The sequence below is a fragment of the Candidatus Poriferisocius sp. genome, assembly GCF_965202595.1.
In the GTDB taxonomy this organism is placed as follows: domain Bacteria; phylum Actinomycetota; class Acidimicrobiia; order Acidimicrobiales; family Bin134; genus Poriferisocius.
The window spans coordinates 1,529,533-1,555,187 of record NZ_OZ241836.1 but is presented as its reverse complement, the minus strand read 5'-3'; the positions used below and the strand labels follow the sequence as shown (position 1 = coordinate 1,555,187).

The following is a 25,655-nucleotide window of genomic DNA, read 5'->3' as shown; positions in this document are numbered from 1 at the left end:
GGGATCGGTTACCCCTGAGCAGGTAACTCCCAGGGGATGTTCACCCAGGACTCGTGCATCCTCGAACGAATGGCCGTGCTCCGGGCCGGCCCCGAAGCATCGGTTGGGGCGGCATTGTCATCGGCAGTGGCGGCATCGTCATCGGGGTCGGTATCGGTTGGGTCGGCATCGGTGTTGCCGTCCTTGGGGTCGGGATGGTTGGGGCCCCGGAAACTGGGGTGGAACCACGGATCGTTCACCTCGCCCCAGCGATGGATGAAGCGGTTCCATTCCCAGGGTTGGATCACCGGCTCCCGGCTGGCGCTCTCATGGTGAACGAGCACTGCGGCGGGTTCGATCACCACCCGCAAACCGGTCCTGCGCAACCGCAGGCACAGGTCGATGTCGCCATAGGAGACCGGGTAATCGTGAGAAAGACCGCCCACCGCCAGCAGGTCGCGGCGCCGAGCCAGCAGGCAGGCTCCGGTTACCCCTATGGCATCCCGGGCCACATCCCCACCGTGGGCCGCGGTGCCCGCCGGCTCCATGTTGTTGAATAGGTGTTGCGGGTGGTCGCCGTGGATCACCATGCCGGTCCCCAACTCGTCGAAGCTCGCTCCCTTGAATAGGTGGCGTGGGTGGCCGCCGTGGATCACCATGCCGGCGTGTTGCACCGTCCGGTCGGGGTAGAGCAGCGCCGCACCCACCGCCCCCACTGTCGGATCATCCAGGTGGGCAGCCATGCGGCCCAGCCAGTCGGGGGTCTCGGCCTCGAGGTCGTCGTTGGCCATCAGCACCAGCTCGCCCCGGCAGGCCAGGAGTCCGAGGTTGATCGCCCGGGAGAAGTCGAAGGTGCCGGGACCGCGGTGCAGAACCTTCACTTCGAGGCCGCTCCCCTTGAGGTCTTCCTGCTGGGGGGGTTCCCCCCGGAACTCGTCGCCGATCACCACGATGACCTCGAGTGGTGGGGGGTCGAGCAGGGTGAGGGTCTCCAGGTGTCGAGACAGCATCGACCGGGTTGTGGCCGGCCGGGACACGCCGGCGCTGGGGATGATGATGGAAGTGCTCGCCTGGCCCCGCAAGGATGGGCACCGCCGGCGCGTGCCCGAACGCTCCCCGGGTTCGAACCGGGGATCACCCATCAGGAATTCATCCCCGGGGGGTGGCCAATCCGGGTGGATCGTGAGCACGCTCGGAAGGTGGAGGACCGGGGCGTTGGATTCCGCCAGTTGACGTTCCTGCTCCAGCGGGTCGTCCGCCGGGTCAAATCCTGGCCGGCTCACCCGGACGGCCAGGGGTAGCGAAGCCCCCGGCTCGGACTGCACCCTGGTGGGCGACCATGCCGGGCGGGAGTGGCACCGGCCTCCCACCAGGCAATCGCCGTAGAGCGCCACAGCCTCGGGGTGCTCGGTGAATGCTTGCAGGATCGTCTCGCACGCCGAGCGGGCAAACCGGGTTTCCACCGGCAGGACCATGACGATGTCGTCGGGTTGGAGATCCCCGCCCGGGGCCGGGGAGAGGCGCCACCCACCCCCGGTTTGGCAGCCCAGCGACCTCCCCAGTGGCGTGCAACTCACATCTGAATCCGGTGGCCCCTGGGTCAGAACTACGAGCTCGGCCACCAACCCAGGCTACTTGTGCCGGCTCTACTTGCGGGTTGTCTCGGGGCCGCTCGCGGCCATCAGCGAGTGCTATTCGATGACGGCGACGACATCGCCACCCCCCACCGCGTCGCCCTCGGCCACCCGGATCTCTAGCACCGTGCCCGACTTCTCGGCGCAGACATTGTTCTCCATCTTCATGGCCTCGAGTACCACAATGGGGTCTCCCGCCTCCACCGTGTCACCGGCGGCGACCATTACCTTGACGATGGTGCCCTGCATGGGGACGGTGACGTCGCCGCTTCCTCCGCTTCCCCCGCTTCTTGCGGTACCGGCCCGCGGGGGACGCTTGGCCGGGCCCGGGGCCACGACCGCGCCCCGATGGTCATCCGGTAGCCACATCCGCACCGAGAACCGCCGCCCGTTGACCTCGACATCTAGGTCGCGCCGTACCCGATCCTCCTCGCCGGCCGTCCCCGGTGACACCGGGCTCTTCACACCGGTGAGGTCCAGCGTTTCCTCCACCCACTTGGTGGAGTGGGCCAGCGCGGCGAAATCGGGATGCGAGAGGATGGCCTTGTCGGCCTCGATGGTGGTGGCCACCCCGCTCACCTCCAGCTCGTCCAGGGCCCGCAGGGTGCGGGCAATGGCAGTGGGCCGATCCCGGCCCCAGCAGATCAGCTTGCCCACCAGGTTGTCGTAGAACTGGCTTATCTCGTCCCCGGCCTCGTAGCCCCCGTCCCAACGGGTTCCGTAGCCGCTGGGTAGCCGCAGGTCGGTGATCCGTCCCGGTGATGGCAAGAAGGCCCCCCCGGCCGGATCCTCGGCGTTGATACGCACTTCGATGGCGTGACCGCTAATGGCGATGTCGTCCTGGGTGAAGGCCAGGGGTTCGCCGGAGGCCACCCGGATCTGTTGCTCCACCAGATCCATCCCGGTGACCAGCTCGGTGGCCGGGTGCTCCACCTGGAGCCTGGTGTTCATCTCCAGGTAGTAGAACTGCCCGTTCTCGTAGAGGAACTCCACCGTTCCGGCGTTCACGTAGTTGCAGCCCCGGGCCACCTTGACCGCGGCCTCACCCATGGCGGCAAGAACATCGGGGTCTATGCCGGCGGCCGGTGCCTCCTCGATCAGCTTCTGGTGGCGGCGCTGGGCCGAGCAGTCGCGGGTGCCCAGGTAAACGCAGTTGCCGTGGCTGTCGGCCAGCACCTGCACTTCCACATGCCGGGGCTGTTCCAGGTAGCGCTCCATGTAGATCTCATCACGCCCGAAATAGCTGAGGGCCTCCCGCTGAGCCGAATCCATGGCTTCGGCGACCTCGTGCTCGCCGGCCACCACCTTCATGCCCCGCCCGCCCCCGCCGTAGGCGGCCTTGATGGCCACCGGGTAGCCGTTCTCGGCTCCGAACGCCCGCACCTGCTCGGGATCGGTGATGAGTTCGGTGGTGCCGGGAACCCCGTGAACCCCCACCCGCTCGGCGGCTCGGCGGGCGGAGATCTTGTCGCCCATGATCTCGATGGCCTCGGGGTTGGGACCGATGAACGCAACCCCCCGGCCGGTTATGGCCCGGGCGAAGTCGGCGTTCTCCGAGAAGAAGCCGTATCCGGGGTGGACACCGTCGATCCCGCAACGCTCGATCACGTCCAGGATCGCATCGGTGTTCAGGTAGCTCTCCGCGGCGGTCCGACCCCCCAGCGCGTAGGCTTCGTCGGCCATGCGCACATGGAGGGCGTTGCGGTCGAGCTCGGAGTACACCGCCACCGTGGTGATGCCCATCTCCCGGCAGGCTCGGATTATCCGAACGGCGATCTCTCCCCGGTTCGCGACCAGTACCTTGGACAGCACGGCAATATGGTGGCAGACAATTTCTCAAGCTCACGAATAATGGTCGATTTGGGCGGTATTGGCGGTTTTCGAATCCAGTGGGTGGGTGAGACCGGCTCGACCAACGCCGATCTGCTGGCCGCGGCCCGGCAGGGGCAGGAGTCGGGAGTGGTGCTGGTGGCCGATTACCAGCGGGCCGGCCGGGGGCGGAGGGGGCGGTCCTGGGGGGCGACACCGGGATCGAGCCTGCTGTTCTCGGTGCTGCTGAGGCCCCGGCTGGGTCCCCATGACAGCCACCTGGTTACCACGGCCCTGGCGCTGGCGGCGGTGGAGGCCTGCGATGCGCTGGCGGGGGTGCGCCCCGGATTGAAGTGGCCCAACGACTTGGTGGTGGGGGATCGCAAGCTGGCCGGCGTGCTGGCCGAGTCGGTGGTGGTGGGGGAGCGGCTGGAGGCCGTGGTGGTGGGGATGGGTCTCAATGTGCTGGCGGGGGCGGCCCCCCCGGAGGCGGCAGCAATCGCCATCGCCCTGGAGGAGGTGTGCGGTTTTGCGCTGCAACGCGAAGCTCTGCTGGCCGCGATCCTGCCCGGGTTGTCCCGGTGGATGGACGCAGTGCCCGAGCGCGGGGGTCGGTTGGCGCTGGTGGAGGCGGCCCGGAGCGAGTCGGTGACGGTTGGCCAGATGGTGTCGGTGCGGATGGCCGATGGGGTTGTGCTGGAGGGACTGGCCGAGGATCTGGACGAGGGGGGTGGGTTGGTTCTGAGAGGGGGAAAGAGGGTTGTGGTGGGAGACGTGGTGAACCTGCGAAGCGATTAGCAAGCGGTTGGTAATGGTAATTGGGGGGATGGGGCCGGGGGGTGGAAAATCAGGGGTCGAGGTTGCCGGCCTTGAGTTCGGCGAAGGCTTGGGCGGCGGCGATGGTTATCGGGCCGGGGGCGGGGGCCATGGGGTGGCCATCAACGGCGTGGATGCCTTGCACGTCGCGGGTGGTGGAGGTCAAGAACGCCTCGCCGGCCGAGGCCAGCATACCGATGGGTACATCCTGCTCGGTAGCGCCGGTCAGCTCCATCACCAGTTGGCGGGTGATCCCGGCCAAGCATCCCGAGGCCAGCGAGGGGGTGATCAACCGGCCCTGGTGCACCAGAAAGACGTTGCTGCCGGTACCCTCGCACAGCATCCCCCGGGTGTTGGCAAGCACGGCTTCGCCGGCTCCAACCGCCTTGGCCGAGGCCAAAGCCCGCACGTTGGCCCCGTAGGAGACGGTTTTGAGGCCGGCCAGGGGGCCGCGCTCGTTGATGGTCCAGTCGACGGTGGCTACCGCGGTGGTGAGCGGCCACGGGGTTTGCTCACCGGCGGCCACGGTGACGGTTGGGGGGCCGGTACCCCGGTCGCTGCCCAGCGGGCCGGTGCCGCTGCTGACGGTGATCCGCAGCCGCCCCTCCCGAAGGCCGTTGGCGGTGGCCACCGAGATCATGGCTTCCCTCAGCGTGCCGGTATCGGGCACCGCGATTCCCAGGGGTTCGGCCGAGCGGTTGAGCCGCTCCAGGTGGCGGCGAGCCGCGAACGGCATCCCCCGCACGATGGTCAGGGTCTCGAACACGGCATCGCCCACCAACCAGCCGTGGTCGAACGGGGATATCCGCACCTGATCCTCGGCAAGCAGGGATCCGTTGAACCAGACAATGCGGGGGTTACCGGAGGTCATGTCGCCAGAAGTCATAGGGTTGTCGGAGGTCATAAGGCTACGTGCTCTCCGGTTGAGGTCATGTCACCAGAAGTCATAGGGGTATGTGCTCCCCGGTGGCAACGGCTAGCAGCCTTTTGGCCTTCAACTCGGTTTCCTGCCACTCGTCTTCGGGGTCGCTGTCGTAGGTGATGCCGCCGCCGGTCCCGAGGTGGAGGTGCTCGCCCTCCAGCCAGAGCGTGCGGATGGCCACGTTCAGGTCGCCCTGCTTCCGGTCGGCATCCACCCAACCCACCGCGCCGCAGTAAACCCCCCGGGGTTGGGTCTCCAGGGCGGCGATCACATCCAGAGCGGCCGGTTTGGGGGCCCCGGTTACCGACCCCGGTGGGAAGGTGGCATCTATAAGCTCCGACCAGCCGCGGTTGGGGGCCAGCTTGCCCCGAACCGTGCTCACCAGGTGGACCAATCCGGGATGGGCTTCCAGCGAGAACAGTGCGGGCACGCTGACCGTGCCGTACTCGCACACCCGCCCCAGATCGTTGCGGACAAGGTCCACGATCATGAGGTTCTCGGCCTGGTCCTTCGGGGTCAGCCCCCGCGGATCGGCTGCGGTGCCCTTGATGGGGGACGACTCCACCCACGAACCGTTGCGCACCAGGAACCGCTCGGGTGAGGCCGAGGCTATGTGCACCCCGTGCTCGGGCAGGCGCAGCACGGCGGCGTAGGGGGCGGGGTTACCCTCGGCCAGCGCTGCCCCCAGCGCGGCGATGTCGGTGTTGGGGTGAACGAGCGGGGCGCTCAGGCGGCGGGTAAGGTTGACCTGGTAGACATCGCCGGCCGCGATCATCTCCCGGATGGCCGACACCCTGGTGGTGAAACCGTCCCGGTTGAGCGAACTCGTCCAGGTATCGGCCGGGAGTCCCTTCCAGGGGCGGCCCCTCCAGGGACGAGCGGGGCGGACCGAGTTGAAGCGGGCACACACCGCCTGACCGTGGAAGTCGATGGCCACTGCCCAGAACCCGCTCGAATCCAGGGCCCCCAGGTCCCCGGTCACCTCGGCCAAATCCGAACACAGATGGCACCCCACCACGGCAATGGCCGCCATCTCCATCGCGGTCAGTGTAACTCGATGCGGTGGCAGTGGGAGAGCAAAGCAGACTACTTCCTGGGAGCATGCCGACTACGCTGTTTCGGTACACATCCATCGGTCCTGGGTGTCTGTTCCCAATTTTTTTCTGTTTGGGGTTGCGTGCTCCGGTTGTTATGGTGTATGTTGTCTAACAGTCGTCAGGTGTAGCTGGTGGCTGAAAATTTGTTTTCCCGAAGGGAGCCCTCTGAGATGGCAGAGCAAACCGAGCGGGGAGCTGAAGCTCTCCCCGCTCGGTTTCCTCTGCCAATAAATCGGCAGAGCAAACCGAGCGGGGAGCTGAAGCTCTCCCCGCTGTCCATGGAAGTTCCAGCGCTCGGCGAGCGTTGTTGTTGCTGCTGGCCGTGTTGTTGCTGGCAAGCGGTTTGGTTGTAGCGGTTCCTGATGGGGTGCCGGTGGTTGAGGCTCATGAGCCGTCAGCGGTGACGTGTTCTGGTGGGTATGTTCTGGATGCTGCTGGTACGGCGTGTGTTAGGTCGTCTGTTGCTGCTACGCCGGTTTGTCCTTCGGGTTATGAGGCTGTTCGGTTGAGTTGGGGGTTTGTTAGTGGGTCTTTTCGGTGTAAGAGCAGTTCTTATGTTGCTGCTGAGCCTTGTGAGGGTGATGCGTTTTTGTTTTGGGGTGTCTGTGTTAGGCGGGTAGAGGTTACGGCAGCGGCTTCTTATAGTTGTACTTCTGGTACGTTGGCGACTGGTGCGTTTGGTGTGAAAGTTTGTAAGCATATTGTTTCTAGGCAGTGTCCGGAGGGGTATAGGCCTTTGTTTAATGGTTGTTACCATCCGACGACTCATAAGACGACTCTTCCGGTTTGTCCTAGTGGTTATTCACTCTCAGGGGATGCGTGTGTTCGGTATAGTGTTGCTAAGTTGTATTGTAAGGCGGGGCAGGGTGCGCTTCAGGGTAGTAAGTGTGTTAAGCAGAGTTATGTGCAGGTTGGGGCACCGGATTATAAATGTAGTTCTGGTTATTTGCTTGAAAATCAGCGGTGCTATCATATTACAGATCCTAGGTTTGCTTGTTCGGAAGGTAATGTTCAGGGTGATAGGTGTGTTTTTGCTAACCGTCCGGTTGGTTTATCCTGTGCTGGTGTGAGTGCTCATGGTGGTTCCTCGTCTGGGGTGTCCCATGTTTTGAAAGGTAGAAGCTGTGTTCATCCCACTCCAGTTTCTCGTCTTTCTGCTCCTGTTTTATCTGTAATTTGTTCGTCTAGTGGTAGTGATATTGTTTTGTCTTGGACTCCAGTGGTTAATGCTGGCGGTTATTATGCTAAAGCGATCAATGCTCGCTTGTCTTATCGAGGTAGTAACACTATAACGAGAGCTAGAAACGTCAACCTTGGAGTCAGTTACAGTTTCCAAGTTCAAGCGGTCACCTCGGATAGCAACAGATACCAGAGCTCATCATGGTCCAACACCGCATCAGCAACTTGCCAACGCCCAACCCCAACCCCCAGGCCCACTGTTGTACCTACCGCTGCACCCACTCCTAGTCCAACTCCAAGGCCCACTGCTGTGCCTACCCCTAGCCCAACCCCTGCTCCTAAGCCTCCTTGCAGCCCTGGGGTTGGTGAGCACAAACACACCTATTTAGGGGCTCCTGAACAGGGTATATGCCACGCCGATCACACCTGTACCAGTGGGCAGCACCTAGGCCACCATGACCACAATAGCTTTACCTGCCATGCGGACCATTCCTGTGGCACGGGCCAGGAACTTTATAACCACAACCAATGTAGAGCCGTACCCACACCCACCCCCACTGCTACTCCAAGTCCAACACCTACTAGCACTCCGACACCTACCCCAACTCCAACAACCGCGAGCCGTTGTCCACAAGGAGACATTGAAAAACCATATCAACTTCAAATATCTGCTGAATATCCAACCCCTCCACTCACCGCTTCAAATCCTTATAGGAATTTAGCTAATTGGGGTTATTTTTGGACGTACAAAAAAGTCAAGTCTACGTCAGATGAATATGTATGCTGGAGACTAAATGAGGCAGTTTGCCCATCCCAAGATATAAAACTAGCTATTTCTGACAATCCTCCTGTACCTGAAAGCGCTCCTGGTGACAATGTATGGAGATACCACAGCCAAGCTGACTCTAAACATAGTCCACTACTGACAACACAAAGTGGATACAAGATCTGGTACGGTTACAGCAATACTAGAAGTAGGAGTTGGTATGATTGCTATGAACTAGCAGAAAACCAGTCAATAGATATAGCAGGTATGTTCAAAAATGCTTATGAGGCTTTAGCTAGTAGCATCAAAAGAACACCAGAGAGGTATCTAGCTTTCTTGCCTGGGGTTCCTGCAGTCCTTCCGACAATTTATATTGCTTATAAGTACTCCAAAGAATCAGGAGTCCGTGCAGCAATATGTGGTCGAATATCACCACAATTAGCAGGCTTTATAGCAGGAGGTATAACCACTTCTATAACATTAAATCCGGGTAAAGGTTTTCTAGCGTATGGGATTGGTGTTGCAGGAACGGACGCTTATTGTGGTCTTGAAGAGGATATTGAACGTTTGTGGTTGGGTAATGAAGCAACACCTACTTCAACTCCGACCCCAGCACCTACACCGACTTCAACCCCTACCCCTCCTCCACAGCAACCTTTAACTGATCCTAGTAATGTGCTTGCAAGCTGTGTTAAGGGCACAAGTATTAAAGTTATTTGGTTAGGTGATAGGAGCGGTCAGACTAGTAAGTATACTGTTCAAGAAACGGTCAATTCAATGCAAAGACGTCGTGCTACTGAACCTTTAACACTAATTGCAACAGGTGGTACTACTGAAATCACTTTCAATAATATAACTTCTGGAGTTGCCTATTCTTTTGCTGTAATAGGTTACTCGTCCAAGTTGGGCGTATACTCATCTTGGCTTCTACAGGATGGAACAACCACTTGCAGCTCTGCATCTGTTACCACACCTGTACCAACTCCCTCCTCTACACCTGTTCCTGTTGTCAAGCCATCGGCACCGAACGGTTTGACTGTGGTAGGTGGTATTGAGCAGGTTGTATTATCCTGGGATGATCCTGACAATACTTCGATCACGAAGTATCAGTATCGAAAAAAGGTAGGACAAAAACGATGGGGTAGATGGACTAACATACCTGGTTCCAATGATGATACTGTTTCATTAACAGTATCAGGTCTGACCGGGGGTGTGAAATATCGGTTCCAGGTAAGGGCCATAAACAGTACTGGTACCGGCACACATTCGAAATCGGTAGCCGCTACCCCCACACCCAGGCCCACTCCTGTGCCTAGAGGATTGCTTATCCCTACTAATGTAAGAGCTGTGTGCTCCTCGAATAGCTCAACTATCACAGTCACTTGGGACGACGAATCAACCGTGCCGATTGCTTGGTATGATGTCTCAGATCGGTATGGTTCTGGATTAGCCAAAAGAGTAACCAATGGCTCAACGGTTACCTTCAATGCAACTGCTGGTACTAAGTACTCCTTTGCTATAAGTAGCTACTCATCTACTTTACGTAAGTTCTCGGAATATGGTTACCAAAGTGACACCACTACCTGCTAGCTAGCACTGGTTGACTTGCCATCATTTGACATCAATCAACACAAGTGATACACTAGAAGTACTTTATTTTCTTTCCAAAGGTACCTAAAAGCAGGAATTAAAATATATATGATAAAAGTCATAAAGGCTATGAGCAGAAATGATATACAACCTAAGAGTGGAAGATCGCTTGTTTGTTGTATGCTATTTATTTCAGGTGCTTATTTGCTTGTAAGTGAACTACTTATAGCATTTATGCCACCTAGATTTAGGCTGGTTGCTATCCTTGTAGCATTATTTATAGCATTTTATATTTTCGGGTATCTATATTTTTATGTTGTAAACATTTTGTGGTTTGGCCGGAAAGATAGAAAGAATATACCATGAATTTAGTTAGAAGGTATGTAGGTCGAGAAAAAAAGCTGCAGCAACTTATTTTCTATTTTTTGTGCACTTTGCTTGTTAGTGGCGCGGTTTTTTTCCAAATACAATTGGATGGAAAGTATTATGAAACTTTTAAAGTGCCTGGATTTGTTAGGCATGGTATAAGTTTTTTTATGTGTAGCTGTCTAGTATTATGCTATGTAGTTATTGGGCATAAGATAGGCCTAAAATCGCCACCTAATTTAAGAAAACAACTTCCATTTGTTTATTTTTGTATATTAATCTCAATAACTATAGTTTTATTTTACTTTGTGGCTATATCTTTAATGCTCGTGGGCTTATCAGGATTTTTTGCTTTAGTCGTAGGAGTTATTTTGGGCTTATATACAATTTTGGCAAGTATATACTATTTTAATATGAGATGGCCAGGTTGGGTATCTGTCCCATTCCAAAGTGAGGATGTTCTTCACCAACAAAAATAGGTAGAGTAAGTCCAAGCATTAACAGAGCAGCTCCCGCAGATGTCTTAGCAGGACTTTCAGTGCGGCTTTACTTGGGCCGCAGTCGAACTGGCCATATTACTCAGGCGGGTTGCTGGTGGGAGAGGGCTAGGAGGGTGCCATCGGTGAAGTGGGTTATGGCTGCGGGGTAGATGCCAAACAAAAGAGTGGCGGCTGCGGATGTGTGCAGAGTCGAAAAAATTGAGGCAAGGAAATGCCTTTCCTACCCGACCGTCCCGGCCCTTTACCCGAGGATTTCTTATTCTCCATACTTACTATTATACCGACACAATCGACACTTTCTCTGTGGCCCATTTCCCCAGGTCAACAGCAGTTTGGCTAGTCACATATATAAGCCCCTATAGTAAAGCTCCTGCTAAAAGCCATCGTACCGGTATAACGCTACTGGAGTTGGCCCAGATGTTCCCAGACGAGGAAGCGGCTCGCCGTTGGTTCGAGGCGATCATCTGGGCAGACGGCAGGGTGTGCCCGAACTGTGGTTCTGATGATACCTACGAGGCCAATCACGCGAAGGTGCCGGGCGTGCAAGCGCTACTTCTCCGTGAAAACGGGGACAGTGACGGCACAGTCCCCGATTCCCCTACAGAAGTGGGCTTACGCCATCTACCTGGATGTGACCAACCTCAAAGGTGTGTCGTCGATGAAGTTGCACCGTGACCTGGGGATAACCCAGAAAACGGCGTGCTTCATGCAACAACGCATCCGCGAGGCGTTCGCCGCCGAAGGCCCGCAGGTAATGTTTGAGGGGCCGGTCGAGGTGGACGAGACCTGCATGGGTGGTAATGCCCGCAATCTGCACGCCGCCAAGCGTGCAGATTTGACGGGGCGCGGTGGCGTGGACAAGACTCCTGTTGTGGGGATCAAGGATCGGGCGACCGGCAAGGTGGTTGATGCTGTGGACGGGGTGACCCTGCGAGGGTTCGTGGATGACCGCATAACACCGGAGCGGACGACTCGCGAACTTTTCTGCGAACTTGCAAAGCCAGACCGCGAAGGATTCAGTCAAGTGGTCAAAGTTGAGGAATTCGTGGGAGAGTACGAGCGCTTGAAAATGAACAATAGAATGAAAAAGGCTAACAGATTTCAAAAGCAGCAACAAGATGTTGATGAAGATATTGTGATTGATGACTTCTCTAACTCTCTTGAGAAGAAGGGCAAGCGCCCTAAAAGGCCCGAGGGTAAAGTACCCAAAGCACTGTTTTTGATAAAACATGCATGTCTGGGCATCGTAGGGGCTACTTTAGGACTGTCTGTTTTGTATATCTTAACGGATGTTGTTCATTTATTTCCAGGCTCTTTTAGCAGCCTCCTTTACCGTTCGTCAGGAGAATCATATACTGATTTACACTCCCCTACTTCTGTAGAAGTAACTTGTTCAGAAGATGGGAAAATTTTGACAGTGAGTTGGGAGCCTGTCGCTGCTAGTAATAGTAGTAATACTACTGGATTTTGGGTCCGAGAATCAGGCAATCAAAAGGTGATTATTGAGGAAGTAAGATTTGGGACGACCTCCGCTACTGTTGATGCAACTCCTGGAGAGCAATACTCATTTACTGTTGCTAGCTATCTAGTTGAGGGGGACAGAACAACTGAAATGGTAGCAACTTCTCAGCAAGGAACTACTACCTGCCCTAGCCCTAATTCTAACTAATAGCGCGCACCAATAGGCGAGCTGTTACACTGGTGGGTAATGGGTCGCCGCCGGGGGCAGGGGAGGAGGACTTGGGCGCAACTCTGCGTGGTACTGGCCGGTTTGCTGGTGTTTCTGGCTGCGGTGGGGGGAGCGGTCGGCCTGGCCATGGTGAAGTCACGAATCGACAGGATCCCCCGGGTGTCGGTCGGACTGTCCCTGTCCTTCGAGGAGCGGGGCGACTCGGAGGCCCAGAACTTCCTGCTGGTGGGGATCGACAGCGCGGCGGGCATCGACCCCGGCAGTCCCATCCACATCGACCGGGACATCAACACCTTGCTGACCGATTCGGTGATCCTGGTTCGCATCGACCCCGACGCCGACCGGGTGGCGATGCTGTCGATTCCCCGCGACCTGTGGGTGCCCATCTCCGGTAAGGGACGGCACGACCGGGTGAATGCCGCTCGAGCCATGGGCGGGGCCGCCACCTTGATCGACACCGTGTCGGAGTATTTGGGCGTACCCGTCCACCACTACGTGGAGGTCAACTTTGCCGGATTCCTCCAGATCGTCGAAGCGGTGGACGGGGTTCCGGTTCAGATCGCCCAGCCCATCCGGGACGATTCGGTGGGATTGCGGATCGAGCAGGCCGGGGTGTTCCCCCTCGACCCCGACACCGCCCTGGCCTACGCGCGGACCCGCCGGCCCTTGACGCTGGTTGAGGGGGGTGACCCGGACGACGACAACGACTGGGTGAGGCTGGGGGTGTGGAACGATTTGGAGCGCAACCAGCGCCAGCAGGAATTCGTGGTGGCCACCCTCAAGCGGGCGGTTGAGAAAGGCATCCGCAACCCCTTGACCCTGCGGCGGGTGGTCGACGAGCTGCTGGGCGGAGAAAACCCGAGCATTACCCTGGATGACCGCATCACCGTTGGCCGGCTGGTGAATCTGGGCAACGAGTTCCGATCGTTCGGGGTGGATCAGATCGAGCGTTACGAACTGCCGGTGGTTGACGCGGTGAGGGACGGCAAGCAGGTGCTCTTGCTGAGGGAGCAACAGGCTCGGCCCGCGCTGGAGTTCTTCCGGGCCGGGAGCCTGGCCGGAGTGCGGGTGAGGGTGCTGAACGGGGCCCCGTCGGGCACCGTGGTCGGGGTGGAGGTTGCCCTGGAACTGGCCGGGTTCTCGGTGGTGGAGCGGGGCAACGCCGACCGGTTCGATGTGGCCAGAACCGTGGTTCGCTACACCGAGGGATTTGAGGCGGAGGCGGAGACGCTGGCCCGGTATGTCGAGCCCGCACCACGGCTGGAGCTGGTGACCGGTATCAGCGGTGCCGATGTGGAGTTGGTGGTGGGGGGCGACTACGCCACCATTTCCGGCCGCCCCCGGGACTCGGCCTCCTGACGGTTGGCCATGTACCACTGGTAGGTGCGGCGCAGCCCCTGCGTGAACGGGGTGGAGGCCTCGAATCCGAAGAGTTCCCGGGCCCGACCGGTGTCCACGCAGCGGCGGGGCTGACCGTCGGGCTTGGTGGTGTCCCATTCCACCCGCCCGGTGAAACCGGCCACCTCGGCCACCAACTCCACCAGTTCTTTGATGGGCATTTCCTGGTTGGTTCCCAGGTTTACCGGTTCACGACCCCGGTAATGCTCGGTGGCCAGCAGGATTCCCCGGGCGGCGTCGTCCACGTAGAGGAACTCCCGGCTGGCGGTTCCGGTGCCCCAAACCTCTATATGGTCGTCACCGGCCTCGACTGCCTCCACGCACTTCTTGATGAGGGCGGGAATGACATGGGACACCGACGGGTGGAACTTGTCCCCGGGACCGTACAGGTTGGTGGGCATCAGGTAGATCCCCTGCTGGCCGTACTGGTCGCGGTTGGCCTGAAGCTGCACCAGTTGAGCCAGTTTGGCGATGCCGTAGGGGGCATTGGACTTCTCGGGGTACCCGGTCCACAGGGACTGCTCCGAGAACGGCACCGGAGTGTGCTCGGGATAGGAGCAGATGGTGCCCACCACCACGAGCCGTTCCGTCCCCGCCAACCGGCACTGCTCTATGACGTTTGTACCCATAAGTAGGTTTTCAAGGTAGAGATCGGCGGGCCGTTCCCGGTTGGCCCCGATCCCCCCCACCCGGGCGGCCAGATGGATAACAACGTCGGGCCGGGTCTCGGCCAGCAGGCTTTGGGCCGCGCCCGGATCGCTCAGGTCGTAATCGGCTCGGGAGGGGGCCACCATCAGTTTTGGAGCCTGCTGGTTGAGCACCCGGCACACCGCTTGCCCCAAGAACCCGGTTCCCCCGGTCACGAGAACCTGCTTGTTGGCCCAGAAACTGCTCATCAACTCCACATTACGACCAATTGGCACCAGCAACCGGTGCTGCCGGTCGAACCCGGCGGGGAGGCGGCAGGCCAGCTCCACGGCATGGCTGGCTCTTTGGTGTGGGGGTCAAAGTTTTTGTGGGGGGTACTTGCGGGGGGGGGGGGGGGGGTGATGGTAGTGTTGGGGTGTTGCTAATCGTTTTTGGCTGGGGCTTTGGGGTTCTGGTCGTTTCGGGAAGGGTGGCCTTGTGATGGCTGGTCGGTTTGATTCAGTAGGGGGGGGGGGTAGTCGTGTAGCGCTGCCCTGGTTTGGGCTTCTGGTTTTGGTGGGGTTGTTGGGTTCGGTGTTGGTTGGGGTGGGGGGTGTGGGTGCGCAGTCGGGTGTGCCGGGGTATCCGAATCCGTCGGTGGTGGTGTTGGATGGTGGGCGGGTGCGGTTGTCGTGGACACCGGGGGCGAATGCTGAGAGTGTTGCGCGTTATGAGTACACGTTTTCGCGGTCGACCGATGGTGGGAGTACGTGGGTTCCGACTTCGGCTCAGGTAAGGACCGCTTCGGGGGATCGTAGTGGGGTGGTGTGGTGGCCGGTGCCTGGTGGTGCGGCTGCCCGGTCGTTTGTGGTGTCGAATTTGATGGTTGGTGTTCATTACCAGTTCCATGTCAAAGCGGTGAACGCTGCTGGTGCGGGTGCTTCCCAGTTTGCGGATCCGACTTCGGTTCGTATTTCCAGTGTTGCCCCCGCTCCGGCGGGTTTGCGGGCGGTTCCCGGGGACTCCCAAATCACACTGAAGTGGGCCAAGGCTGCCGGTGAGGTTGCCGGGTCGGGGTTCACTGATATTTTGCGGTATGAGTACGCGATCAAACAAGGCGACGGGCAGTGGTCGGGGTGGTCGGTGATGGCTGATGACGGCAACGCGGCTGGGGATCGCGAATCATTCGTGGTCAAGGGGTTGACCAACGAGATTGGATATTCATTCCGGGTGCGGGCGGTCAACAAACACGGCAACGGTGCCACCGGTGAGGTAGGACCAATTGTAGTAGCAGGCAAACCGGGTTCTCCTCGTAACTTTGTGGTAACACCGGGTGATAAGTCAGCGTTGCTGTCATGGGCACCGCCCGGAGTTGTTCACTCGCCGGTGACGGGTTGGGAGGTTCGGTGGGCCGAGACTCATACGGCGTTGGTGCAAGCTGGTTGGCATCGGGTTCCTGGCGGGGCTGGGGTTAGGTCTCATAACGTGAGGGGTTTGGATAATACCAAGAATTACCTATTTGAGGTGCGGGCTGTTAACGCGTTGAGTGCGGGTGTGGCGGCGCGTTCTGGGTTCGTGTCGCCGGGTGTGGTGTTGGAGGCACCTACTGATTTGGAGGTGGTACCTGCGGAGTCGTCGGTGGCGTTGAGTTGGAGGCGGCCGGCCAGTATTACGGCCAGTATTCAACGCAAGGGGTTTCGGCGGTATGAGTATTCGGTTCGGGCTGGTGATGGTGATTGGGGTGCTTGGGTGGCGATACCGGGTGGTCCGGTCACGTCTTATACGGTTCAGGGTTTGACGGCGGGGGTGGGGTACCGGTTCCGCCTGCGGGCGGTGAATAGTGTTGGCGCTGGTGCGGTGGCTGAGGCGGGGGTTGTTTATCCGGGGCCGGTGCCGCCAGCACCGGCGGTGTCTGCGGTGCCGGTGTCGGATTATGCGTTGGGGTTGCATCAGGTGGTTTTGTCGTGGACGGGTTCTGATGGTGGTTCGCCGGTAACGAAGTGGGAATACAAACGCTCAGCGACGGTGGCAGGTTTGGTTGGTAAGAATTGGGTGGATTTGTGTGACAACAGCCAGGGGGCGGATCCGACGTGCGCTGGGTTGCGGTCGGTGACGTTGGGACGAGGTGAGGTTCCCAATGATCGTGGCGGTCTTAATCGCTGTTCTGAGTGTGCTTGGAGTATGGGGGTGGGGGATCATTATTTTGTGGTAAGGGCGCAGAACGCGGTTGGTGAGGGTTTGGAGTCGGGGGTGGTAAGGGTGAACTTTCCCAAAGGTGTTGCCGCTAAGGCAGCTAGTGTATTTTTGAGGGGTTACACCGATGATCCCCGTACCGATGGTCGCCCTCATATGGGTGCAGGTTTGCTGGCCGGTAATGCTGTGGGCGGTACCGGCTGGTCGAATGGTGGCCAGTTTCGGGCATCGCCTGCTCATCGGTATGAGTGGTCGTGGAGGGTTGGTGACGGGCCGTGGAGTGGTTGGATCGCCCAGGTGGGTAGTTTGACCAGGGCTACTGAGCTTTTTGATGAGGTGACTTTTCGGGTTGGGGAGACTTACACGTTTCGGTGGCGGGTGATGACTGATGTGGGTGCGGGTTATGCGCGCGAGTCGGGGTCGTTTGTTTTCGGGGCTCCGCCTTTGCCGGGTGCTTCGGGCTGGGGCGGCGATTCCCGGACTCGTCCGGAGGTGTTGGCGGTGCCGGGTAATGGTCAGGTGAGGTTGAACATCGTTCGACCCACGACCGCCGGCCGCTACACCACGATTGTTTATGAGAATGCTTTTATTGATGCTGAGGGTACTTATGATGACTCGGTTTGGCAGTATTCGTATCGCCCTGTAGGGGGCCAGTGGTCGCCGTGGGCGGTGGCCAATGTTGGTAAGAGGTTCGCGAACCGGGATACCAGCAGCACCAGTGTTACCACCGACGGGATTACGGTGTCGGGTTTGCGCAACGGGGTGTCCTATGAGTTTCGGGTTAGGGCGCTGAACCGGCACGGCACCGCCATGTTGCCCGGTGTGGTTTTGTATTCCAACGGTGCTGGTTTGTTGCTGGAAAAAGGGGTCGACACCAACCCGGATAAGGTGGTGATACCCGGTGTGAACCCCCCAGCACCAGCCGGGTTGACCACCACCGGTGGTGATGGCCAGATTTCGTTGTCGTGGACCTCGGTGGGTTCTGGGGGTCCGCCGATCATCCGCTGGGAATACATCAAACAGGAACGAACCGCGGGTAACACGTCGTTCGGTGAATGGGACACCAAATGGACACCAATTCCGGGTTCGGGGCCGTCAACGACTTCGGCAACGGTCAAAGGCTTGACCAACGGCTCATCGTACCGGTTCCGGTTGCGGGCCGTGAACGCGCTGGCCGATTGGACCCACTCAGGGCAGTTGCCAGCAGGTTCCGGTAACGGCGCGCAGGCGCAGTCATTATCCGTCACCCCCGGTAAGACACCCACCGCGCCCCGTCAGGTGGCAGTGGCACCGGCCGATGGTGGGGTGAGGATCTCTTTGTTGGCCCCTCAGGGTGGTTCTGCGGTTTTGGCCTATGAGGTTCGGATGCGGCGCAGCGGTAGTGGCAGTTTTGATGCGTGGGAGTCGTTGGGGGCTCGCATCACTCCACCGGCCCGCCATTTGGCGGAATCGGCAGGGGTGCCGGTGCGGGGTTTGGTCAACGGGGTGGCTTATGACTTTGAGGTGCGGGCGGTGAACCAGTTCGGTGCCGGTCCGGCCGCGGGGGTGGTTGGTCCGGTGACACCGGTGGGCGCACCCGCTGGTGGGGCGTTGACTGCTGTTGCTGGTGATGGGCAGGTCACGCTGGCGTGGGCGGCAACGAACACGGGGGCTAGCACGGTTACGGGTTGGCAGTACCGGATGAAAACTGCTGGTGGGGGTTACGGTTCATGGACAGCGGTCACTGGTGGGGCGGCGGCTCGTAGTTTGGTGGTGGATGATCTCGCCAACGGGCGGGCCTACATCTTCCAGGTGCGGGCGGTAACCACCGATGTTCAGGTGATTGGGGCGGCGTTTGAGTCCGATGCGGTCACCCCCTCCGCGGTGCCCCCGGCGCCGTCGGTGAAAGCCACCGCGGGCAACACGATGGTTACTTTGGATTGGAGTGCTGGTGCTGGCGGTGTGGTGGGGGAGTCCAATTGGGCTGCTGTGGTTAGTGGTTGGCAGTACCGGATGAAAACCGGCACCGCTGGTTACGGGGCTTGGGTTGATGTGGCTGCGGAGGTCACGACCCGTGAGGTTGATGGTCTCACCAATGGTGTTGCCTATATGTTTGAGGTCCGAGCGCTGAACAGGATTGGTGCTGGTACTGCCGTTACCGCGACGGTGACACCGGCGACGGTGCCTGATGCGCCGGCGGTTACCACCACGGCTGGTGACAAGACGGTGACGGTGAGCTGGACACCGGGTGGTGACGGTGGTTCGGTGGTGACGGGTTGGCAGTTGCGCACCGGCGATGGTGAGTGGGTTGGTTATCCTGCTGGTACCACCTCGGTGCCGGTTCAGAATCTCGCCAATGGCACCACCTACACCTTCCAAGTCCGAGCCCAAAACGTCATGGGCAACGGCGCTGTTGGGGTTGACACTGCAACCCCTGCTACCGCCCCCGCTGCACCCACGGTTACCACCACGCCCGGTGACGAAACGGTTTCTTTGTCGTGGACACCGGGCACCGATGGGGGTTCTGTGGTGACGGGTTGGCATTTGCGGGTTGATGATGGTGAGTGGGTGGATTTGGCTGGGATGGGTTTGGGCGCTGATGCCACCTCGGTGCCGGTGTCGGATCTGACTAATGGCACCAGTTACACGTTCCACATAAGAGCCCAGAACGCGATGGGTGCCGGCGCTGTGGCCTCTGTTACGGCGACACCTGCTGCGGTACCCGCTGCCCCCACTGTGTCTGCTGCCGCCATCGATGGCACCATCACCGTTACTTGGATGGCGGGTGGTGATGGGGGGTCTGTGGTGACGGGTTGGCAGTGGCGTACCCGTATCGGTAATGCCGATTTTGGTGATTGGGCTGATGTTGGTGCGGCGGTGACCAGCGCGGTCATATCCGGTGTCGATACTGGTACCGGTCCGGTGGCCTATGTGTTCGAGGTGCGAGCGGTGAACGCGGTGGGTGCCGGCTCTGCGGGTACTTCGCCCACCATCACTCCTGGTGATGATCGGGCTGGTGATGAGGAGTACTACACCGGCCCGATCAGTAGTCCGAGTTTCTGTGCGGAGTTCTCTTTGGGTGGGGCTCGCTTGTTCGCCCTCGACAGCGATGGTGACGGTGTGGCCGATGTGTGCTCGTTGCCGTATACCCGCCGTGAGGCGATAGCCCGCCATAACGCGGTTATCACCCTGGCCAACCGGTATTCCGACCTGTATCGCCGGCTCGTGAACGCCGAGTGCGCCAACCAGCCCGGTAGCGAGGCTTGCGGGGGTGACACCCTCGCCGCTCCGGGGTTCCCGCCTCCCAACGATGGGGGCCCCTACTACTCGGGGACCATCACCGGTCCCTCCTGGTGCGCCAACCGTTCCCTGGGTGGGCTCACCACCTACCCCCTCGACAGTGATGGTGATGGGGTGGCCGATGTGTGCTCGTTGCCGTACACGCGGCGTGAGGCCATAGCCCGCCAAAAAGCCGGTGACACTCTGGCCGCCACTTATCGCGACGAGTACAGAGCCATCCTGGCCGAGGAGTGCCGCCGCTTGGGTCGCGGCAACTACGGCGACAGCGTTGCTGATTTGAACAACGACATCTGCAACTAGCCCACCTCCATCCTATTTCTCCCCGCCGGGGTGTCCCCTACCACCCTGGGTCAACCCCGGCGGGGACCCGCCCCTGTTACTTGCTCTGTGGTGGAAATACTTGCTGGGGGGGGGGGGGGGTGTGGGTATAGTAGGGGTTTATGTTGAGTTTTTTGCAGGTTGGTTTGGATTCTAGCCGGGGGGGGGGGGGGTAGGCGTGTAGCGCTGCCCTGGTTTGTTGGGCCCCTGGTTTTGTTGGGGTCGGTGTTGGTTTCGGTGGGGGGTGTGGGTGCGCAGAGTGTGCCGGGTTATCCTACATCGCCCCAGGTGGTGGTGTTGGGCGGTGGTCAGGTGCGGTTGTCGTGGGGGTCGGCGGGTGCGGATGTTTCGCGTTATGAGTATGCGTATTCTGAGCGGGCGTTTGGTCAGAGCAGTTGGGTTCCGCCGTTGGACAGGGTGGTGGATACTTCTACGGGGTTAGCGCCTACTTCGGGGGATCGTAGTGGGGTTGTGTGGCGGCCGGTTCCCGGTGGTGGGGCTGCTGGGTCGGTGGTGGTGTCGGGTTTGACGGTTGGTAGCAGCTACCGGTTCTATATACGGGCGGTGAACACTGCTGGAGCGGGCCGTATTGCGAGTATGAGTCCGGCGAATGGGCATTTTATGTCTAGTGCTCCGCCGGTGCCGGGGGGTTTGCGGGCGGTTGTTTCCGATTCCCAGGTGGAGTTGAAGTGGACCAAGGCTCGGGGTGCGGTAGCGGGGTCGGGTTTTACTACTATTTTGCGGTACGAGTACGCGATCAAACAAGGTGATGGAAAGTGGTCGGGGTGGTCGACGATACCGGATTTGATTTCGAACAATGCGGTTGTGGCGGCTGAGGATCGCGAGTCGTTCGTGGTCACGGGGTTGACCAACGATGTTGGGTATTCGTTCAGGGTGCGGGCGGTCAACAAGCATGGCAACGGTGCAGCGGGTGAGGTGGGGCCGCTGGTGGTGGGGGGTGCGCCGGGTGCTCCTCGTAACTTTGTGCAGACACCAGGTGATAAGTCGGCGTTGTTGTCGTGGCAGCTGCCCGGGGTGGTTGGCTCCCCGATAACGGGTTGGGAGGTCCGATGGTCAGTGAATACCAATGCTTTAGCGTCGGTTCAGTGGTTGAGGGTTCCTGGTGGGGCTGGGGCCAGGTCTTATAATGTGAGTGGTTTGGATAATACTGCGAATTACGTGTTTGAAGTACGGGCCATCAACGCGCTGGGCGCGGGAACGGGGGCGCGTTCTGGATTGGTGTCGCCTGGTACAGTGTTGGGAGCACCTGGTAGTTTCACAGCGACGCCGGGGGAGTCATCAGTGACGTTAAGTTGGTCGCAACCGACTGGTGTTAGTAATCTAAAGTTCCGGCGTTATGAGTATTCGGTGCGGGCTGGTGACGGTGATTGGAGTAATTGGGTTGCGATACCGGGTGGTAAGGTCACTACGGTCACGGTTCCGAATTTGACGGCGGGTGTGGGTTATCGGTTCCGCCTGCGGGCGGTGAACAATATTGGTGGGGGTGCGGTGGCGATGTCGGGGGTTGTTTATCCGGGGACGGTGCCGTCGGCACCGGCGGTGGTTGCGGAGGTGGTGTCGGATTATGAGAACGGGTTGCATCGGGTGGTTTTGTCGTGGATGGTTTCTGATGGTGGTTCGCCGATAACGAAGTGGCAGTTCAAACATGCGACAACGGTGGATGAGTTGGATGATGCGAGATGGTTGCATTTGTGTGAAACAGAGTTGGATTCGGGGTGTGGGGCGTTGCGGTCGGCGACGTTGAACAAGGGTCGGGTCAGTGATGGTCAGGGAGGTACTGTATGTCCTTATGAGAGGTGTGATCCGAATGTGGGGGTGGGGGATCAGTATTATGTGTTGCGGGGTGTGAATGCCAGGGGTGAGGGTTTGGTGTCGGGGATTGTGAGGGTGAACATTCCCAAGGGGCTTGCGGCTAAGACGAGTACTGTGTATTTGCGGGGTTACACTGCTGATCCCCGTACCGATGGTCGGCCTCATATGGGTGCCTGGGCGGGTACTTATAATGGTGGTACGCGGTTGCGGTTTGAGTGGTCGTGGAAGGTTGGTGATGGGACGTGGGATTCGTGGGTTACTCAAGATGGTAGTTTGACTAGCGCTACGGAGCTTTTTGATGAGATAACTTTCCGGGTTGGAGAAACTTACACGTTTCGGCACCGGACAGTGACTGATGTGGGTGCAGGTCATACGGTTGGGTCGGAGCCGTTTGTTTTCGGTGCTCCAGGCTTGCCGGGTGCTAAGGATTGGACAGGTGATACACGCGGCATTCCTGAAGTGTTGGCGGTTCCGGGTAATGGTCAGGTGGAGTTGAGAATTGCCAGAGCCTCAGATGGTGACCGGGTACTCCTTCCCGGTACGCACCCTCCCCATCTTAGGTATCGTTATCCGCTTGTTTATCAGACTGCTTTGATTGATACCGAGGGGGTTTATGCTGACACGGTTTGGCAGTATTCGTATCGCCCCGTAGGTGGGGAGTGGTCACCGTGGGCGGTGGCTCATATTGGTCAGCAGTTCATGGGCAACACCGGTAGTATTGGTACTGATCGGGCGTTGACGGTGTCGGGTTTGCGCAACGGGGTGGCCTATGAGTTCCGGGTTCGGGCGGTGAACCGGCACGGCACCGCCATGTTGCCCGGTGTGGTGTTGTATTCCAACGGTGCCGGTTTGGTGAGCGAATTCTACAATCGAAATCCTGACAAGGTGGTGATACCGGGTGTGAAACCCCCCGCCCCGGCCGGATTGGCTGCTGTTGGTGGTGATGGTCAGGTGGTGTTGTCGTGGGCATCGGCGGGGTCTGGGGGGCCGCCGATCATTCGCTGGGAGTACCGCAAACAGTCACGCGCCGCGGGCGATGCTGATTTCGGGGCTTGGGACACCGATTGGACACCGGTTCCCGGTAGTGGCCCCTCAACTACCTCGGCGACGGTGAGGGGTTTGACCAACGGCACCCTGTACCGGTTCCAGGTGCGGGCGGTGAACGCTTTGGTGGCTCTGGAAACCACAGGCACCAAGCGGGCTTTGATCTCCGCGGGAGCAGGCGCGCCAGCGCAATCGCTGCCGGTCACCCCCGGTAAGGCACCCACCGCGCCGCGCCAGGTGCAGGTGGTGCCCGGTGATGGTGGGGTGATGATCACTGTGATGGCCCCGGTGGCGGCCCCGGACCCGTTAGCCGGTTCTGCTGTTTTGGGTTATGAGGTTCGGATGCGGCGCAGCGGTAGTAGCAGTTTTGATGCGTGGGAGTCGTTGGGAGCTCGTATCACCCCACCGGCCCGCCACCGGGCAGAGTCTGCGGGGGTGTCGGTGCGGGGCCTTACCAACGGGGTGGCCTATGACTTTGAGGTGCGAGCGGTGAACCAATTCGGCCCCGGCCCCGCGGCGGGGGTGGTCGGTCCAGTAACACCGGTGGGCGCACCCACCGGTGGTTCGCTGCAAGCCACTGCTGGTGATGGCCAGGTCTCGCTGTCATGGGCGGCAACGAACACGGGGGGTTCCAGGGTTACGGGTTGGCAGTATCGTATGAAAACTGGTGGTGGGGGTTACGGTTCGTGGACCGCCGTCACCGGTGGGGCCGCGGCGCGCAGCCTGGTGGTGGATGGTTTGGCCAACGGTCGGGCTTATACCTTCCAGGTGCGGGCCATAACCACTGATGCTGAGGTGATTGGGGCGGCTTTTGAGTCCGAGGCGGTCACTCCCTCGGCGGTGCCCCCGGTGCCGACGGTGACTGCCACCGCTGGCGACAAAAAGATCACTCTCAACTGGGCCGCTGGTGTGAGTGGGGCGGTGGGGGAGTCGTCGTGGGCTGCTGCGGTTACGGGGTGGCAGTACCGGGCCAAGCCCAGCGACGGTGATTACGGCACCTGGTCTGATGTGCCTGCCGCAACCACCACCGTTGATGTTGGTGATTTGATGAATGGCACTGCTTATGTGTTTGAGGTCAGGGCTGAGAACAAGATGGGCCCTGGTACCGCTGCGGTTGTGACCGCTACGCCGGCTACGGTGCCTGCTGCGCCCACGGTTACCACCACGGCTGGTGATGAGATGGTGACGGTGAGTTGGACGGCTGGTGGTGATGGGGGTTCTGCGGTGACGGGTTGGCAGTTGCGCACCGATGATGGTGAGTGGGGTAGTTATCCTGCTGGTACCACCTCGGTGCCGGTTCAGAATCTCACCAACGGCACCGCTTATACCTTCCAGGTTCGAGCCCAAAACGCCATGGGTGCCGGTGCTGTTGGGGTTGACACGGCGACCCCTGCTACGACCCCTGCTGCTCCTACTGTTACCGCGACACCTGGTGATGGGATGGTTATTTTGTCGTGGACACCGGGCACCGATGGGGGTTCTGCGGTGATGGGTTGGCATTTGCGGGTTGATGATGGTGAGTGGCAGGACCTGACCGGGATGGATGATGCCACCTCGGTGCCGGTACCCAACCTGGTCAACGGCACCAGCTATACCTTCCACATAAGAGCTCAGAACGCTATGGGCCCCGGTGTGGTGGCCACCATCGCGGCGATGCCGGCCATGGTGCCCGCCGCTCCCAATGTTGCTGCTGCGGTCACCGATGGGGCCATCACTGTCACCTGGAAGGCGGGTGCCGATGGTGGGTCTGTGGTGACGGGTTGGCAGTGGCGTACCCGTATCGGGAGCGCCGGTTTCGGTGACTGGGTCGATGTTGGTGCGGCCACGATGAGCACGGTCATAGGCGGGGTCGATACCGGTACCGGTCCGGTGGGCTACACCTTCGAGGTGCGAGCCATCAACGCCGTGGGTGCAGGCCCCGCGGGTACCTCGTCCATGGTCACCCCTGGTGAGGATGCTCCCGGTGGCGACACCCCCAGCGATGAGGTTTACTACACCGGCCCGATCAATAGCCCGAGTTTTTGTGCGGAGTTCTCTTTGGGTGGGGCCCGCCTGTTCGCTTTGGACAGCGATGGTGATGGGGTGGCCGATATTTGTTCGCTGCCGTATACCCGCCGTGAGGCGATAGCGCGGCATAACGCGGTTATTACCCTTGCGAACCGGTACTCGGATTTGTATCGCCGGATTGTGAACGCTGAGTGTGCTAATCAGCCCGGTGATGAGGTTTGTGGGGGTGATGAGTTGGCTGTGCCGGGGTTCCCGCCGCCCAACGATGGGGGTCCTTATTATTCGGGGACCATCACCGGTCCTTCCTGGTGTGCTAATCGTTCTTTGGGTGGGCCCACCACGTATCCGTTGGATAGTGATGGTGATGGGGTGGCTGATGTGTGCTCGTTGCCGTATACGCGGCGTGAGGCTATAGCCCGCCAGAAAGCGGGTGACATCCTGGCTGCTACCTATCGTGACGAGTACAGGGCTGTGCTTGCTGAGGAGTGTCGCCGTTTGGGTCGTGGCAACTACGGCGACAGTATTGCTGATCTGGACAACGACATCTGCGCCTAACCAACTCCCACCTAATTTCTCCCTGCCGGGGTGCCCGCTACCACCCTGGGTCA

Annotated in this window: 13 protein-coding genes; 8 read left to right on the top strand and 5 right to left on the bottom strand. The window is 59.7% G+C overall.

The features are described from left to right. Positions 1 to 8: 8 nt before the first annotated feature. Both ACOGXC_RS07180 and ACOGXC_RS07175 read right to left on the bottom strand, forming a co-directional pair. Positions 9 to 1,601 (bottom strand): glycosyltransferase family 2 protein, encoded by a 1,593-nt coding sequence (locus ACOGXC_RS07180; protein WP_419917522.1) that lies wholly within the window; start codon positions 1,599 to 1,601, stop codon positions 9 to 11. 69 nt (positions 1,602 to 1,670) lie between these two features. Continuing rightward, positions 1,671 to 3,425: an acetyl/propionyl/methylcrotonyl-CoA carboxylase subunit alpha gene (locus ACOGXC_RS07175; protein WP_419917521.1), complete on the bottom strand. Its 1,755-nt coding sequence runs from the start codon at positions 3,423 to 3,425 to the stop codon at positions 1,671 to 1,673. 81 nt (positions 3,426 to 3,506) lie between these two features. On the opposite strand from ACOGXC_RS07175, the gene ACOGXC_RS07170 reads away from it, so the two are divergent. After that, positions 3,507 to 4,220 carry a biotin--[acetyl-CoA-carboxylase] ligase gene (locus tag ACOGXC_RS07170; protein WP_419917520.1) on the top strand — a complete coding sequence of 238 codons (714 nt, stop codon included), beginning with the start codon at positions 3,507 to 3,509 and terminating at the stop codon, positions 4,218 to 4,220. A 49-nt stretch (positions 4,221 to 4,269) separates the two neighbouring features. Here ACOGXC_RS07170 and ACOGXC_RS07165 read toward each other — a convergent pair whose 3' ends face one another. Next, positions 4,270 to 5,142 (bottom strand): aminotransferase class IV, encoded by an 873-nt coding sequence (locus ACOGXC_RS07165; protein ID WP_419917519.1) that lies wholly within the window; start codon positions 5,140 to 5,142, stop codon positions 4,270 to 4,272. A gap of 40 nt (positions 5,143 to 5,182) precedes the next feature. Then, positions 5,183 to 6,199 carry an anthranilate synthase component I family protein gene (locus ACOGXC_RS07160; RefSeq protein WP_419917518.1) on the bottom strand — a complete coding sequence of 339 codons (1,017 nt, stop codon included), beginning with the start codon at positions 6,197 to 6,199 and terminating at the stop codon, positions 5,183 to 5,185. A 2,270-nt stretch (positions 6,200 to 8,469) separates the two neighbouring features. Between ACOGXC_RS07160 and ACOGXC_RS07155 the strand changes: the two genes are divergently transcribed. The 5 genes from ACOGXC_RS07155 (at position 8,470) to ACOGXC_RS07135 (ending at position 13,707) form a co-directional block, all read left to right on the top strand. Then, positions 8,470 to 9,792, top strand: a complete 1,323-nt coding sequence (locus ACOGXC_RS07155; protein WP_419917517.1) for a fibronectin type III domain-containing protein — start codon at positions 8,470 to 8,472, stop codon at positions 9,790 to 9,792. Positions 9,793 to 10,154: 362 nt separating this feature from the next. After that, entirely contained in the window at positions 10,155 to 10,637 is a 483-nt protein-coding gene (locus ACOGXC_RS07150) for a hypothetical protein (RefSeq protein WP_419917516.1), read from the top strand. A 198-nt stretch (positions 10,638 to 10,835) separates the two neighbouring features. Beyond that, a complete protein-coding gene (locus ACOGXC_RS07145) occupies positions 10,836 to 11,333 on the top strand; it encodes a transposase (protein WP_419917515.1) in 498 nt (165 codons plus the stop codon). Further along, complete coding sequence (locus ACOGXC_RS07140; RefSeq protein WP_419917514.1) at positions 11,233 to 12,327, top strand: IS1595 family transposase; 1,095 nt, start codon at positions 11,233 to 11,235, stop codon at positions 12,325 to 12,327. Before ACOGXC_RS07145 ends, ACOGXC_RS07140 begins: the two co-directional genes overlap by 101 nt. Positions 12,328 to 12,366: 39 nt before the next feature. Continuing rightward, on the top strand, positions 12,367 to 13,707 hold the full coding sequence (locus tag ACOGXC_RS07135) for an LCP family protein (protein WP_419917513.1): 1,341 nt from the start codon (positions 12,367 to 12,369) through the stop codon (positions 13,705 to 13,707). Here ACOGXC_RS07135 and ACOGXC_RS07130 read toward each other — a convergent pair. Continuing rightward, positions 13,665 to 14,642, bottom strand: a complete 978-nt coding sequence (locus ACOGXC_RS07130; RefSeq protein WP_419917512.1) for a GDP-L-fucose synthase family protein — start codon at positions 14,640 to 14,642, stop codon at positions 13,665 to 13,667. The two genes, ACOGXC_RS07135 and ACOGXC_RS07130, sit on opposite strands and share 43 nt — an antisense overlap. A 346-nt stretch (positions 14,643 to 14,988) precedes the next feature. On the opposite strand from ACOGXC_RS07130, the gene ACOGXC_RS07125 reads away from it, so the two are divergent. Together ACOGXC_RS07125 and ACOGXC_RS07120 are read left to right on the top strand one after the other, a co-directional pair. Then, a complete protein-coding gene (locus ACOGXC_RS07125; RefSeq protein WP_419917511.1) occupies positions 14,989 to 20,145 on the top strand; it encodes a fibronectin type III domain-containing protein in 5,157 nt (1,718 codons plus the stop codon). A gap of 264 nt (positions 20,146 to 20,409) precedes the next feature. Continuing rightward, positions 20,410 to 25,602, top strand: coding sequence for a fibronectin type III domain-containing protein (locus tag ACOGXC_RS07120; protein ID WP_419917510.1), 5,193 nt, complete (start codon positions 20,410 to 20,412; stop codon positions 25,600 to 25,602). Positions 25,603 to 25,655: the final 53 nt, after the last annotated feature.

Bases quoted from the DNA above. Each gene is read 5' to 3' on its own strand.
- ACOGXC_RS07165 (WP_419917519.1), bottom strand. From the start codon at position 5,142: ATGACCTCCGACAACCCTATGACTTCTGGCGACATGACCTCCGGTAAC.
- ACOGXC_RS07160 (WP_419917518.1), bottom strand. From the start codon at position 6,199: ATGGAGATGGCGGCCATTGCCGTGGTGGGGTGCCATCTGTGTTCGGAT.
- ACOGXC_RS07155 (WP_419917517.1), top strand. From the start codon at position 8,470: ATGTTCAAAAATGCTTATGAGGCTTTAGCTAGTAGCATCAAAAGAACA.
- ACOGXC_RS07150 (WP_419917516.1), top strand. From the start codon at position 10,155: ATGAATTTAGTTAGAAGGTATGTAGGTCGAGAAAAAAAGCTGCAGCAA.
- ACOGXC_RS07145 (WP_419917515.1), top strand. From the start codon at position 10,836: ATGTGTGCAGAGTCGAAAAAATTGAGGCAAGGAAATGCCTTTCCTACC.
- ACOGXC_RS07135 (WP_419917513.1), top strand. From the start codon at position 12,367: ATGGGTCGCCGCCGGGGGCAGGGGAGGAGGACTTGGGCGCAACTCTGC.
- ACOGXC_RS07130 (WP_419917512.1), bottom strand. From the start codon at position 14,642: ATGAGCAGTTTCTGGGCCAACAAGCAGGTTCTCGTGACCGGGGGAACC.